11 protein-coding genes are annotated in these 14086 nt (G+C 64.5%); 8 read left to right on the forward strand and 3 right to left on the reverse strand.

Annotation, left to right across the window (positions count from 1 at the left end; translation table 11 throughout):
• The first annotated feature begins 201 nt into the window (after positions 1 to 201).
• From EJI01_RS00390 to EJI01_RS00420, 7 genes are all read left to right on the forward strand, one after another.
• Entirely contained in the window at positions 202 to 1977 is a 1776-nt protein-coding gene (locus EJI01_RS00390; RefSeq protein WP_126835141.1) for an acetolactate synthase 3 catalytic subunit, read from the forward strand.
• Positions 1978 to 2105: 128 nt separating this feature from the next.
• Positions 2106 to 2597, forward strand: a complete 492-nt coding sequence (gene ilvN / locus EJI01_RS00395) for an acetolactate synthase small subunit (protein WP_093108829.1) — start codon at positions 2106 to 2108, stop codon at positions 2595 to 2597.
• A 48-nt stretch (positions 2598 to 2645) separates the two neighbouring features.
• On the forward strand, positions 2646 to 3662 hold the full coding sequence (gene ilvC, locus EJI01_RS00400; RefSeq protein ID WP_126835142.1) for a ketol-acid reductoisomerase: 1017 nt from the start codon (positions 2646 to 2648) through the stop codon (positions 3660 to 3662).
• 88 nt (positions 3663 to 3750) lie between these two features.
• Positions 3751 to 4575, forward strand: a complete 825-nt coding sequence (pssA, locus tag EJI01_RS00405; RefSeq protein WP_126835143.1) for a CDP-diacylglycerol--serine O-phosphatidyltransferase — start codon at positions 3751 to 3753, stop codon at positions 4573 to 4575.
• Positions 4576 to 4755: 180 nt separating this feature from the next.
• Positions 4756 to 6459, forward strand: coding sequence for a 2-isopropylmalate synthase (gene leuA, locus EJI01_RS00410; protein WP_126835144.1), 1704 nt, complete (start codon positions 4756 to 4758; stop codon positions 6457 to 6459).
• A 17-nt stretch (positions 6460 to 6476) separates the two neighbouring features.
• The gene (locus EJI01_RS00415; protein ID WP_126835145.1) at positions 6477 to 8015 is read left to right on the forward strand and encodes a 2-isopropylmalate synthase; all 1539 of its coding nucleotides are present in this window, start codon (positions 6477 to 6479) and stop codon (positions 8013 to 8015) included.
• A 116-nt stretch (positions 8016 to 8131) separates the two neighbouring features.
• Complete coding sequence (locus EJI01_RS00420) at positions 8132 to 9301, forward strand: serine hydrolase (RefSeq protein ID WP_126835146.1); 1170 nt, start codon at positions 8132 to 8134, stop codon at positions 9299 to 9301.
• An 18-nt stretch (positions 9302 to 9319) separates the two neighbouring features.
• Here EJI01_RS00420 and EJI01_RS00425 read toward each other — a convergent pair whose 3' ends face one another.
• The 3 genes from EJI01_RS00425 to aat are packed head-to-tail and all read right to left on the reverse strand — an operon-like array spanning position 9320 to position 11642.
• Entirely contained in the window at positions 9320 to 10114 is a 795-nt protein-coding gene (locus EJI01_RS00425) for an IclR family transcriptional regulator (protein WP_126835147.1), read from the reverse strand.
• A gap of 29 nt (positions 10115 to 10143) precedes the next feature.
• Positions 10144 to 10893, reverse strand: a complete 750-nt coding sequence (locus tag EJI01_RS00430; protein ID WP_126835148.1) for an arginyltransferase — start codon at positions 10891 to 10893, stop codon at positions 10144 to 10146.
• Positions 10890 to 11642, reverse strand: a complete 753-nt coding sequence (aat, locus tag EJI01_RS00435) for a leucyl/phenylalanyl-tRNA--protein transferase (RefSeq protein WP_185878771.1) — start codon at positions 11640 to 11642, stop codon at positions 10890 to 10892. Before aat ends, EJI01_RS00430 begins: the two co-directional genes overlap by 4 nt.
• A gap of 112 nt (positions 11643 to 11754) precedes the next feature.
• Here aat and EJI01_RS00440 point away from each other — a divergent pair, with 112 nt between their 5' ends.
• Positions 11755 to 14085 carry a xanthine dehydrogenase family protein molybdopterin-binding subunit gene (locus EJI01_RS00440; protein WP_126835149.1) on the forward strand — a complete coding sequence of 777 codons (2331 nt, stop codon included), beginning with the start codon at positions 11755 to 11757 and terminating at the stop codon, positions 14083 to 14085.
• The last annotated feature ends 1 nt before the right edge of the window (position 14086 follow it).

Below are 14086 nucleotides of genomic sequence, written 5' to 3' on the forward strand. Positions count from 1 at the left end.
CCCTGTGGCAGCCGTGCGTCGCGCGGGAACCGACGGGGCGGTGTCATAATCCGCGCTGCAAGTCAAAAGGCAAACGGGTCAAGGTCCGGCGGTACGACAAGTCCGCCCATGGCTTTGGTCTCAAGTTTCGACGCGGCTTCACAAGAGCTTGCGAAGGAGCACCCAAGGTTTTTCGTTCCCGAAAAAACGCAAAGGTTCATCATGGAAATCTCGAAGGCGGAACTCGCTTCCGCAGCAGCCGTCATCGGCGGTCAAACGCAGGAACTCATGGGCGCCGAAGTGCTGGTCAAGGCACTGCAGGCCGAAGGCGTGAAGTACGTCTGGGGCTATCCCGGCGGCGCGGTTCTCTACATCTACGACGCGTTCTACAAGCAGGACACCATCCAGCACGTGCTGGTGCGTCACGAACAGGCCGCGGTGCACGCCGCGGACGGCTATGCGCGCGCGACCGGCGACGTCGGCGTGGCGCTCGTGACTTCGGGTCCGGGCCTGACCAATGCGGTCACCGGTATTGCGACCGCTTACATGGACAGCATCCCGATGGTGATCATCTCGGGCCAGGTGCCGACGGCGGCGATCGGGCTCGACGCATTCCAGGAGTGCGACACCGTTGGCATCACGCGGCCGATCGTCAAGCACAACTTCCTCGTCAAGGATCCAAAGGATCTGGCCATGACGATGAAAAAGGCATTCCACATCGCGCGCAGCGGCCGGCCGGGCCCTGTGGTGGTGGATGTACCGAAGGACGTGTCCTTCAAGAAGGTCAGCTACAACGGCTACCCCGACAAGGTCGAGATGCGCTCCTACAACCCCGTGCGCAAAGGCCACGGCGGCCAGATCCGCAAGGCGCTGCAGTTGCTGCTGAACGCCAAGCGACCCTATATCTACACCGGCGGCGGCGTGCTGCTCGGCAATGCCACGAACGAGCTGCGCACGCTGGTCGACCTGCTCGGCTACCCCGTCACCAATACGCTGATGGGGCTGGGCGCCTACCCGGCCAGCGACCGCAAGTTCCTCGGCATGCTGGGCATGCACGGAACCATCGAAGCCAACAACGCGATGCAGAGCTGCGATGTGCTGCTGGCTGTCGGCGCGCGCTTCGACGACCGCGTGATCGGCAATCCGAAGCACTTCGCGCAGAACGAACGCAAGATCATCCACATCGACATCGACCCCTCGAGCATCTCGAAGCGCGTCCGGGTCGACATTCCTATCGTCGGCGATGTGAAGGACGTGTTGACCGAGCTGATCTCGATGATCAAGGAGGGCAGCACCCGGCCCGACGCGGCGGCGCTCTCCGGCTGGTGGGACACCATCGAAGGCTGGCGCAGCAAGGACTGCCTCAAGTACGACCGCGGCAACAAGGATGTGATCAAGCCGCAGTACGTGGTCGAGACCCTTTGGAACATGACCAAGGATGTCGACACGTACATCACTTCCGACGTCGGCCAGCACCAAATGTGGGCGGCCCAGTACTACCGCTTCGACGAGCCGCGCCGGTGGATCAATTCCGGCGGCCTGGGCACCATGGGCGTTGGCATCCCCTATGCGATGGGCATCAAGCTCGCCAAGCCCGAGTCGGAGGTGTTCTGCATCACGGGCGAAGGGTCGGTGCAGATGTGCATCCAGGAGCTGTCGACCTGCTTGCAGTACAACACGCCGATCAAGATCTGTTCGCTCAACAACCGCTATCTCGGCATGGTGCGACAGTGGCAGGAGATCGAGTATTCGGGCCGCTACAGCCACAGCTACATGGACGCGCTGCCCAACTTCGTGAAGCTGGCCGAGGCCTATGGCCATGTCGGCATGCTGATCGAACGCCCGCAGGATGTGGAACCCGCGCTGCGCGAGGCGCGCAAGCTCAAGGACCGCACCGTGTTCATGGACTTCCGCACCGACCCCACCGAGAACGTGTTCCCGATGGTCAAGGCCGGCATGGGCATCACTGAAATGCTGCTGGGCTCCGAGGACCTTTAAACAGTCGAAAAGCCGGCCCGTGGTGCGGACGGCTTCTTGTTCAACCTTTTTCCGACGAATCTATTGCTTGTCGAGCCCGCGCATTACCGTGCGCGGGGGAGGGCGGCGAAAAGAGGAGTCCTGCTGACATGAAACACATCATTGCCGTGCTGCTCGAGAACGAGCCCGGTGCACTCTCCCGCGTCGTGGGCCTGTTCTCGGCCCGCGGCTACAACATCGAGTCGCTGACCGTCGCGCCCACCGAGGACGCGAGCCTGTCGCGCATGACCATCGTCACGGCCGGTTCCGACGACGTGATCGAGCAGATCACCAAGCATCTGAATCGCCTGATCGAAGTCGTCAAGGTCGTCGACCTGACCGAAGGCGCCTATACCGAGCGCGAGCTCATGATGGTGAAGGTGCGCGCGGTCGGCAAGGAGCGCGAAGAGATGATGCGCATGGCGGAGATCTTCCGCGGCCGCATCATCGACGTGACCGACAAGAGCTACACCATCGAGCTCACCGGCGACCACGGAAAGAACGACGCCTTTCTCGAGGCCATCGACCGTGGCGCGATTCTCGAGACCGTCCGCACCGGCGCCAGCGGCATCGGCCGCGGCGAGCGCGTCCTGCGCGTCTGACACAGCAGCCCGTTTCACATCCACCGAATCTACGAAGGAGCAACCATCATGAAGGTCTATTACGACAAGGACGCCGATCTGAGCCTCATCAAGGGCAAGACGGTCGCGATCATCGGCTACGGCAGCCAGGGCCATGCGCACGCGCAGAACCTCAACGACAGCGGCGTGAAGGTCGTCGTCGGCCTGCGCAAGGGCGGCGCCTCCTGGCCCAAGGTCGAGAAGGCCGGCCTCAAGGTCGCCGAAGTGGCCGACGCCGTGAAGTCGGCCGACGTGGTCATGATCCTCTTGCCCGACGAGCAGATCGCCAACGTCTACAAGAACGACGTCGCTCCGAACATCAAGGAAGGCGCATCTCTCGTGTTCGCGCACGGCTTCAACGTGCACTACGGCTTCGTTCAGCCGCGTGCCGACCTCGATGTCTGGATGGTCGCGCCGAAGGCCCCCGGCCACACCGTGCGCAGCACCTACACCCAGGGCGGCGGTGTGCCGCACCTGATCGCGGTGCACGCCGACAAGACCGGCAAGGCGCGCGACCTGGCTCTGTCTTACGCCACCGCCAACGGCGGCGGCAAGGCCGGCATCATCGAAACCAACTTCCGCGAAGAGACCGAAACCGATCTGTTCGGTGAACAGGCCGTGCTGTGTGGCGGTACTGTCGAGCTGATCAAGGCCGGTTTCGAGACGCTGGTGGAAGCCGGCTACGCGCCCGAGATGGCCTACTTCGAGTGCCTGCACGAGCTGAAGCTGATCGTCGACCTGATCTATGAGGGCGGCATCGCCAACATGAACTATTCGATTTCGAACAACGCCGAGTACGGCGAGTACGTGACGGGCCCGCGCATCGTGACCGAGGAAACCAAGAAGGTCATGAAGCAGGTCCTGCGCGACATCCAGACCGGGGAATACGCCAAGAGCTTCGTGCTGGAAAACGCCGGGGGCGCACCCACGCTGATCAGCCGTCGCCGCCTGAACTCCGAACACCAGATCGAAGTGGTCGGCGAGAAGCTGCGCGCGATGATGCCGTGGATCAAGAAGAACAAGCTGGTTGACCAGACCCGCAACTGATTCGGCTTCGCCTCGACAAGGGCCACCCGCGCGGTGGCCCTTTTTCTTTGAAGCTGCGCAAGCGGCTGAACTACACTGCGACCGATCCATGCATGACGACACGCTCCCCGACGACGTTGCGCCGCGAAAGCGCCGCAAGGGCATCTACATCCTGCCGAACCTGTTCACGCTGGCGGCGCTTTTCGGCGGTTTCTACTCGGTCGTGATGGCCATGAACGCGCGCTTCGACCTCGCTGCGCTCGGCGTGTTCGCCGCCATGATCCTCGACAGCCTCGACGGCCGCGTCGCGCGCATGACCAACACCCAGAGCGCGTTCGGCGAGCAGATGGATTCGCTGTCCGACATGGTGTCCTTCGGCGCCGCGCCGGCATTGATCGCCTACGAATGGTCGCTCAAGGGCCTCGGCCGCTGGGGTTGGATCGCGGCATTCGTCTACTGCGCCTGCGCGGCCTTGCGCCTTGCGCGCTTCAACGTCAATACGGGCGTGGTCGACAAGCGCTGGTTCCAGGGCTTGCCTTCGCCGGCGGCGGCGGCGCTGGTGGCCGGTTTCATCTGGCTCATGACCGAATGGGGCAAGCGGGGCGGCGAGGTGCTGTATCTGTCCTGGCAGCAGATCACTTGGATCACCTTCGGCTTCACGCTCTATGCCGGCCTGTCGATGGTGACCAATGCGCCGTTCTACAGCTTCAAGGACATCCAGGTGAAGAAGAGCGTGCCCTTCGCCGTGATCGTGCTGATCGCGCTCGCCATCGCAGTCGTCAACATCCACCCGCCGACGGTGCTGTTCGGCATCTTCGTGGCCTACGGATTGAGCGGCTACGTGGTCTACGGCTGGCGCAAGGCTAAGGGCCAGCATGTGAGCGTCATCAGCACCTCGACCGACGAGCCCGACGAGCGTGGCCTGCACAAGTGATTCGGCCTGTGCTACATTCGCCGCTCCCATGAACAAGATTTCGCTGGCCCTACTACTGATCCCCTACGGGCGGAGTCGGTAGCGCACGCGCAAATCCTTCACCACGGCCCGTTCGCACCAGCAACGGGCCGTTTGTTTTGGGGTTGCTGGTTGATCCTCCAACCAAGCGAGAAATACCAGATGTTGAAGCAACCCGACCGCAAGTACCGCGCCTTTGCGCCTATCGGCCTCAAGGACCGTACCTGGCCCGATGCCGTGCTGACCCAGGCCCCGATCTGGCTGTCGACGGACCTGCGAGACGGCAACCAGGCGCTGGTGGAGCCGATGGACATCGCCCGCAAGATGCGCATGTTCGAGATGCTGGTGGCGATCGGGTTCAAGGAGATCGAGGTCGGCTTTCCCTCGGCCTCGCAAATCGAGTTCGACTTCGTGCGCAAGCTGATCGAGGAAGACCGCATTCCCGACGACGTGACGATCCAGGTGCTGACGCAAGCGCGCGACCACCTGATCGAGCGCACCTTCGAATCGCTGCAGGGCGCGCCGCGCGCCATCGTTCACCTCTACAACGCCGTGGCGCCGGTCATGCGCCGCGTGGTGCTCGGCATGGACGAAGACCAGATCGTGGACCTGGCCACCACGCATGCCCGCATGTTCAACGCGCTTGCCGCCAAGCAGCCGGCGACCGAGTGGGTCTTCCAATACTCGCCGGAAATGTTCTCCGGCACCGACCTCGGCTTCTCCAAGCGAGTGGTGGATGCGGTCACCGAGATCTGGGCTCCGACGCCCGAGCGCAAGTGCATCATCAACCTGCCTTCGACGGTCGAGCATTCGACGCCCAACATCTTCGCGGACATGATCGAATGGATGCATCGCCACCTTGCGCGCCGCGATTCGATCGTGCTGTCGGTCCATCCGCACAACGATCGCGGCACGGGCACCGCGGCCGGCGAGTTCGCGCTGATGGCGGGGGCGGACCGCATCGAAGGCTGCCTGTTCGGCAACGGCGAGCGCACCGGCAATCTCGACCTGGTGAACGTCGCGCTCAACCTCTACACGCAAGGCGTATCGCCCGGACTCGACTTCTCGAACATCGACGAGATCCGTGCGGCCGTCGAGCACTGCAATCAGTTGCCGGTGCATCCTCGCCATCCGTACGTGGGCGATCTGGTCTACACCTCCTTCTCCGGCTCTCACCAGGACGCGATCAAGAAGGCCTTCGCCGCGCGCAAGGACGGCGACATCTGGGACATGCCCTACCTGCCGATCGACCCTAAGGACGTGGGGCGCAGCTACGAGGCCGTGATTCGCGTCAACAGCCAGTCGGGCAAGGGTGGAATCGCCTATCTGCTCGAAAGCGAATACGGGCTGGAGCTGCCTCGCCGCCTGCAGATGGAGTTCAGCCAGTCCGTGCAGCGCGTGATGGACGTCGACGGCAAGGAACTCACGGCGGTCGACCTCTGGCAACTGTTCGAGCGCGAATACCGCATCCAGGACGAGACCGGCCCTCAGCACCGCGTGCTCGAGGAGCAGGGCGAGGGCGCCGATGCCTCCGTCGTGCTGCGCGCCGATCTGCCGTGGGACGGCGAAATTCGAAAGATCGAAGGCCGCGGCAACGGGCCGATCGATGCCTTCATCCAAGCTTTGGCCGGCGCCACCGGGCACTCGATCCGCGTGATCGACTATCACCAGCATGCGATCGGCGCCGGCGCCGATGCGCAGGCGGTGGCTTATCTGGAACTGCGGGTCGACGAAGCGCAGACCCTGTTCGGCGTGGGCATGGACGCGAACATCATCTCGGCTTCGCTCAAGGCGATCGTTTCGGGCCTCGAGCGGGCCCGGGCACGGGGTGCACGCAGCGCACAATCCATGGTTGAAGCCGCCTGACAAGAAGGAGATCCACGATGGCCGACAAACTCATCATTTTCGACACCACCTTGCGTGACGGCGAGCAGTCGCCGGGTGCCTCGATGACCAAGGACGAGAAACTGCGCATCGCGCGCCAGCTCGAGCGCCTGCGGGTCGACGTCATCGAGGCGGGCTTTCCGGCCAGTTCGAACGGCGATTTCGAAGCCGTCATGGCGATCGCCAACGCGATCAAGGAGTCGACGGTGTGTGGCCTGTCGCGGGCCAACGACCGCGATATCTCGCGCGCAGCCGAAGCCCTGAAAGGCGCGGCAAGCGGCCGCATCCACACCTTCATCGCGACCTCGCCGCTGCACATGGAGAAGAAGCTGCGCATGTCGCCGGACGAAGTGTTCGAGCAGGCCAAGCTTGCCGTGCGTTTCGCGCGCAACCTGGTGGGCGACGTCGAATTCAGCCCGGAGGACGGCTATCGCAGCGACGTCGACTTCCTGTGCCGTGTGCTGGAAGCCGTCATTCATGAGGGCGCTACCACCATCAACGTGCCTGACACCGTCGGCTACGCCGTTCCGGAGCTCTACGGCAACTTCATCAAGACGCTGCGCGAGCGCATCCCGAACAGCGACAAGGCCGTGTGGTCTGTGCACTGCCACAACGACCTGGGCATGGCCGTCGCTAACTCGCTGGCCGGCGTGAAGATCGGCGGCGCGCGGCAGGTCGAATGCACGATCAACGGCCTCGGCGAGCGCGCCGGCAACTGCTCGCTCGAAGAAATCGTGATGGCCGTGAAGACACGGAAGGACTACTTCGGCCTGGAGCTCGGCATCGACACCCGGCACATCGTTGCCGCCAGCCGCATGGTCAGCCAGACGACCGGTTTCGTGGTGCAGCCCAACAAGGCGGTCGTGGGAGCGAACGCTTTCGCGCACGCTTCGGGTATCCACCAGGATGGCGTGCTCAAGGCGCGCGACACCTACGAGATCATGCGCGCCGAAGATGTGGGCTGGACCGCCAACAAGATCGTGCTCGGCAAGCTGAGCGGCCGCAACGCCTTCAAGCAGCGCCTACAGGAACTCGGCGTGACGATGGAGAGCGAGGCCGACATCAACGCCGCGTTTGCACACTTCAAAGAACTTGCTGATCGAAAAAGTGAAATATTTGACGAAGACATCCTTGCACTTGTAAGCGCTGAGGATCATTCCCATGTTGCCGAGCAGTTCACCTTTGTATCCTTGTCACAGCACAGCGAAACCGGCGAGCGGCCCCAGGCGCGAATCGTTTTCACCGTGCATGGCAAGGAAGTCACGAGCGAGTCGGATGGCAATGGCCCGGTTGATGCTTCGCTGAAGGCCATCGAGGTCCATGTGAAGAGCGGGGCTGAGATGGTGCTGTATTCGGTCAATGCCATCAGCGGATCGACGGAGAGCCAGGGCGAAGTCACGGTGCGTTTGCAGAATGCGGGCCGTGTGGTCAACGGAGTGGGAGCCGATCCGGACATCGTGGTGGCCTCGGCCAAGGCTTATTTGAGTGCGCTCAACAAGTTACAGAGCCAAGCTGAGAGAGTGGCGGCACAAGGTTAGTTCTTGCGACAGATCCTTTGGTTCTAATGAAGAAAGGGATGCAAGTAACTGATATTGCGTGCCTTTTTTGATTTGGATACACTGCGGTTCCTATTCGTCCCGCTGGAGAGTTTTTGATGCCCGAAGCCCGTTCCTGCCGAGTTTCCAGCCAGCGGTTCCTTCTCGCATTCCGCCTGTTCGCCGTCGCGCTCTGCGCCACGGCGTTTTTGCTGCCCGCAGCAGAGGCAGCCAAGAAGGCGCCGGCAGGCAAGAAGGTCCAGCAGGTGAGTGCCGACAGCAAGCGCAGCAGCGGCAAGTCGGCATCCAAGCGCAGCGTGAAGGATGACAGCAAGGCCGACCGGGTCGTGAGCGGCGGGCGCAACGTGGTGGCTTCGATTCGCAAGCGGGGCGGCAAGACGGTGGTTGCGGTGCAGCGGCGTTCGGTGGTGCGCGTGACCGAAGCGCCGGCCCGGCAGTCTTTCGGCCAGCTGGCCGGCCTGCACAGCACCGAAGATGCGCTCGACCTGAGATCCAGCGTGGCTCTGGTCATCGACCAGGACACGCGCGAGGTGCTCTTCAGCAAGAACGACCACGCCGTGCTGCCCATCGCTTCGCTGACCAAGCTCATGACGGGGCTGATCATCAGCGAGGCGCGCCTTCCTTCCGAGGAACTGATCACCATCAGCCAGGACGATGTCGACACCGAAAAGGGAAGCCGCTCGCGACTGACGGTCGGCACCACGCTTTCGCGCGGCGAACTTCTGCACCTGGCGTTGATGTCGAGCGAGAACCGCGCGGCACATGCGCTCGGACGCACCTATCCGGGCGGCCTGGCCACCTTCGTGAGCGTCATGAACGCCAAGGCCAAGATGCTCGGCATGACGGACACGCGCTACGTCGAGCCCACCGGGCTCTCGAGCCGCAATCAGTCGAGCGCGCAGGACCTGGCCCTGCTGGTCAATGCCGCCTATGCCGACGCCACGGTGCGTCAGCTCTCCACTTCTCCCGAGTACCAGGTCGAAGTCGGCAGCCGGGTGCTGCAGTACAACACCACGAACCGCCTGGTCAAGAACCCGGACTGGGACATCGGCGTGCAGAAGACCGGCTACATCTCGGAAGCCGGCCAATGCCTGGTGATGCAGACCAAGATCGCCGGTCGCAAGCTGATCATGGTGTTCCTCGATTCGGCCGGCAGGCTCAGCCGCATCGGTGATGCCGAGCGTGTGCGCCGCTGGGTGGAAGCCACCCACAACATGGCGAATCCGGCTGCGCAGCCGCAGGCCGTCGCAACGAACGTCGCGGGATGAGCCTGCCGGCCTGATGAATCAGGCTGCAGCGGGCGTGTTCGCGTTGTGGCCTAGCGCGCTCGAGATTTCGTTGGCGGTTGCCTGCAGCTTCGGCAGCCACCCGTCGTCGAGCCGGTCTGCCGGTGCCGAGATCGACAATCCCGCAACCAGCTTTCCTTGATCGTCGTAGATGCCGGCGGCCATGCAGCGCACGCCGAGCTCGAGCTCCTCATTGTCGCGGGCGATGCCGTACTGGCGCGCCTTGGAAAGCTCGCGCTCCAGCGCCGGCAGCTGCGTGATGCTGTTGCGCGTGTGGCCGGCCAAGCCGGTTCGCGTGGCGTAGCTGCGAACGCGCTGCGGTTCGTCGAGGGCGAGGAACAGCTTGCCGGTGGAAGTCAGGTGCAGTGGCGCCCGGCCTCCGATGGCGCGCACCACCTGCATGCCGGAGCGCTCGCTGTAGGCGCGCTCGATATAGACGATCTCATCGCCTTGCCGCATGCTGAGGTTCACCGGCTGCTGCGTGAGCTTGTGCAGCTCGCGCATCGGCGCCATCGCGGCGTCGCGCACGTTGAGCCGACCCTTGACGAGGTTACCGAGCTCCAGCAGACGCATGCCTAGCCGGTAACTGCCGGCCTCCGGCCGGTCGACGAAGCGGCCGACGGCCAGATCGTTCAGGATGCGATGGGTGGTGGACGGGTGCAAGCCCGTCTTCTCGCTGATTTCTTTCAGTGAGATGGCTTCTTCCCGCGATGCCAAGACGTCGATCAGCGCGAACATGCGCTCGATCACTTGGATGACGGGCACGGACGGAACGTCTGATTGGTGTTTTCTCATGGGCAACGCGGTTTGGACCGGCCGCCATTTTACTTGGTGAAATGGGTCGGCGCCTGCCAGCGACCGTCGATCAGCACTTCATGAGGGGCAAAACGCGCCTTGTAGTTCATCTTGGCGCTTCCCTCGATCCAATAGCCGAGATAGACGTGGGCGAGGCCCAGCTTGCGGGCCTGCTCGATCTGCCACAGCACGCTGTAGTTGCCGTAGCCCGCGCCCGCCTCCGGCTCGTAGAAGGTGTAGACCGCGGAGATCCCGTCATTCAGCACGTCGAGGATCGACACCATCTTCAAGGCGCCCGCGCTGCCGTCCGGCCGGATTTCGCGAAACTCCACCAGCCGCGAGTTGACCCTGCTTTGCAGCAGGAACTGGGTGTATTGGTCGATGCTGTCGTGATCCATGCCGCCGCCGGCATGGCGGCCGTTCTGGTAGCGGAGATAGAGCTGGTAGTGCTCGGGCACGAAGCAAAGCTTGAGCACGCGGGCTTGCAGGTCGGCATGGCGTGCCAAGGCACGGCGCTGGCTGCGATTGGGCTTGAATTCGCTTGCCAGCACGCGCAACGGTATGCAAGCGCTGCAGCCGTCGCAATGCGGCCTGTAGGTGAACATCCCGCTGCGCCGGAAGCCGGCAAGCACCAGGTCCGAGTACGCGTCGTTGTGGATCAGGTGGCTCGGCGTCGCGACCTGCGAGCGCGCCTGCCTGTCCGGCAGGTAGCTGCACGGATAGGGCGCTGTCGCGTAGAACTGCAGCGTGTGGAGCGGGAGATCCTTGAGGTGCGTCACGTCGTGAAGGAAGGTCGCGCAGGCAGGAGTTCGGACCAGTATACGGGCTCGAAACGCCACGCCGGGCCTGCTTGCAGGCGTGCGTCGGCCACATGCGACAGAAAGCGTTCGCGCGGCACTTCGCGCGCGCCGAGGCGGGCCAGATGACCCGTGTTCTGCTGGCAATCGATCATCGCGATGCGGTGCCGCCGGCAGAACGCGACCAGCGCCGCCAGCGCGATCTTGGAAGCGTCGGGGCGGCGTGCGAACATCGATTCGCCGAACACCGCGCGGCCGATCGCCACGCAGTAGAGCCCGCCGGCGAGTTCACCGTCGATCCAGGTTTCGACGCTGTGCGCATGGCCGGCGCGGTGCAGGGCCGCGTAGGCGCGCACCATCTCGGGCAGGATCCAGGTGCCGGTCTGGCCGACGCGCGGCGCCTGCGAGCAGGCATCGATCACCGTCTCGAAACGGTGGTCGATGCGGATCTCGCAGCCCGGGGTAGTACGGAAACGCTCCAGCGTCTTGCGCAGCGAACGGTGCAGCCTGAAGCAGGCGGTTTCGAGCACCATCCGCGGATCGGGGCTCCACCAGAGGATCGGCTGGCCCTCGCTGAACCAAGGGAAGATGCCGTTGGCGTAGGCCTGAAGGAGGCTGGCGACATCGAGCCCGCCCCCCGCAGCCAGAAGACCGGGCACGGGGTCGGATTCGCCCCAGGCCGAAGCGGCATCGGGCAGCGGGTCTCCGGGAGCAAGCCAGGGCAGTTGCATGATCGAAGGTATACACGGCTTCTGAAGAGGCGCTGTCGTCGCAAGCCGAATTTGCCTGAAGCCCCTATAGTCGTCCCGCATTCAGCCATCGCTCAAAGCAAAAAGGACCACGGTGAGTACAGAAACCAATCCCATGCGCTTCGGCAGCGGCCAAGCCGTTCGACGACTCGAGGACGAGAGCCTGCTGACCGGCGCCGGCCGCTTCACCGACGACGTCACGCTACCGAATCAGACCTTTCTGGCCTTCGTACGTTCCCCGTATCCGCATGCTCGATTGGCGTCGGTCGATACCGCATCGGCTGCCGCCATGCCCGGCGTGCTGCGCATCTTCACGGGTGCCGAGCTGCGCGCCGCGGGCGTCAAGCCTCTGCCGGGCGCCGAAGGATTCAAGCGTGCCGACGGCAGCGACTGCGCATCGCCGCCGCGGCACATGTTGGCGATCGACGCGGTGCGCTTCGTCGGTGAGCCGGTCGCTGCGGTGATTGCCGAAACAGCCCGGGAGGCGCGCGATGCGGCCGAAGCGGTGCTGGTCGACTACGAAGAGCGGCCGATGGTGGTGGACCTCTCCGGTGCCACCGCGGACGGCGCGCCCCTGGTCTGGGACGAGGCCACCGGCAACATCGCCGCCGAAATGCGCCACGGCAGCAGTGACGCGGCCAGCGCCGCCTTCGCCAAGGCCAGCCATGTGGTGGCGCTCGACGTGGTCAACCAGCGCGTGGCCGCGCTCACCATCGAACCGCGCTCGGTGCTGGCCGATTTCGATGCTGCCTCGGGCCGCATCACCCTGCGCATGGCCACCCAGATGCCTTCCGGCGTGCGCGATTCTGTGTGCGATGCCCTCGGCCTGCCCAACAACCAGGTGCGCGTCCTGGTGGGCGACGTTGGCGGCGGCTTCGGCATGAAGACCGGTGCCTATCCGGAGGACATCGTGGTGGCCTTTGCTTCGCGCGCGCTCGGCCGGCCGGTGAAGTGGGTGGCCGATCGCAGCGAGGAATTCCTCTCCAGCCGGCATGGCCGCGACATCGAGGCGCATGCCGAACTGGCGCTCGATGCCAAGGGCAAGATTCTTGCGCTGCGCATCAAAACCCTGGCCAACATAGGCGCGTACGCCGGCGTCACCGCCGTGGCGATCCAGCTCCTGATCGGCCCCTGGGTGCAGACCAGCGTGTATGACATCCAGACCATCGACTTCCATTTCCAAGCGGTGCTGACCCACACCGCGCCGACGGGCGCCTACCGCGGCGCCGGGCGGCCGGAAGCGATCTACACCATCGAGCGGCTGATGGACGAGGCCGCGCGGCAGACCGGCATCGACCGCATCGAGCTGCGCCGGCGCAACTTCATCCAGCCGGCGCAGATGCCCTATACGAACCCGATGCAGCAGACCTACGACACCGGCAAGTTCGAGTCGGTGATGGACCAGGCCCTGCAGCTGGCCGACTGGCAAGGCTTCGACGCGCGAGCTGCCGAATCGATGCGGCAGGGCAAGCTGCGCGGGCTCGGCATCGCCACGTTCCTCGAATGGACCGGCGGCAACGTGTTCGAGGAGCGCGTGACCGTCTCGGTACAGGCCGACGGCATCATCGAGGTGTTCTCCGCCGTCAATGCGATGGGGCAGGGCATCGCGACCACCCTGGCGCAGCTGGCGGTCGATGCCTTCGGCGTGCCGATCGAGAAAGTGCGCATCGTGCTTGGCGACACCGACCGCGGCGACGGCTTCGGCAGCGCCGGCTCGCGCTCGCTCTTCACCGGCGGCTCGGCCGTTCACGTGGGCGCGGAGCGCACCATCGACAAGGCGAGGGAGCTCGCGGCGCAGGAACTCGAAGTGGCGCCCGCGGACGTGGCGTACGCGGCCGGCGTCTTCAAGGTTGCCGGCACCGATCTGCAGCTCGACCTCTTCACCCTGGCCGGACGGCAGCCGGATCGGCAGATCTTCGTCGACTCCACCAGCGCCGTTGCCGGACCGACCTGGCCCAACGGCTGCCACATCTGCGAGGTCGAGCTCGATCCGCCCACGGGCGACGTGAGCGTGCTGGCCTACGCTTCGGTCAACGACGTCGGCCGCGTGGTCAATCCGATGATCGTGCGCGGCCAGCTCGAAGGCGGGGCGGTACAAGGCATCGGCCAGGCGCTGTGCGAGCGCGTGGTGTACGACGTCGAAACCGGCCAGCCGCTGACCGGCAGCCTGATGGACTACGCCGCACCGCGCGCCGACATCATCGCCTCGATGTTCAAGACCGAGATGGACCAGAGCACACCCTGCCTCAACAACCCGCTGGGCGTGAAAGGCGTGGGCGAGCTCGGCACCATCGGCGCCACGCCGGCAGTCGTCAACGCCGTGGCAGATGCGCTGGCGCGCGCCGGCATGGCCGGACTCGCGCCTCGCCTGGACATGCCGCTTTCGCCGGCGCGCATGTGGGCGCTCATGCAGCCGGGGCCCTGAC

This window comes from Variovorax sp. MHTC-1 (assembly GCF_003984645.1).
GTDB lineage: Bacteria > Pseudomonadota > Gammaproteobacteria > Burkholderiales > Burkholderiaceae_C > Variovorax.

Excerpts from the sequence above, each read along its gene's own strand:
- EJI01_RS00415 (WP_126835145.1), top strand. The coding sequence starts at position 6,477 with ATGGCCGACAAACTCATCATTTTCGACACCACCTTGCGTGACGGCGAG.
- EJI01_RS00420 (WP_126835146.1), top strand. The coding sequence starts at position 8,132 with ATGCCCGAAGCCCGTTCCTGCCGAGTTTCCAGCCAGCGGTTCCTTCTC.
- ilvN (WP_093108829.1), top strand. The coding sequence starts at position 2,106 with ATGAAACACATCATTGCCGTGCTGCTCGAGAACGAGCCCGGTGCACTC.
- ilvC (WP_126835142.1), top strand. The coding sequence starts at position 2,646 with ATGAAGGTCTATTACGACAAGGACGCCGATCTGAGCCTCATCAAGGGC.
- pssA (WP_126835143.1), top strand. The coding sequence starts at position 3,751 with ATGCATGACGACACGCTCCCCGACGACGTTGCGCCGCGAAAGCGCCGC.
- EJI01_RS00425 (WP_126835147.1), bottom strand. The coding sequence starts at position 10,114 with ATGAGAAAACACCAATCAGACGTTCCGTCCGTGCCCGTCATCCAAGTG.
- EJI01_RS00390 (WP_126835141.1), top strand. The coding sequence starts at position 202 with ATGGAAATCTCGAAGGCGGAACTCGCTTCCGCAGCAGCCGTCATCGGC.
- leuA (WP_126835144.1), top strand. The coding sequence starts at position 4,756 with ATGTTGAAGCAACCCGACCGCAAGTACCGCGCCTTTGCGCCTATCGGC.
- aat (WP_185878771.1), bottom strand. The coding sequence starts at position 11,642 with ATGCAACTGCCCTGGCTTGCTCCCGGAGACCCGCTGCCCGATGCCGCT.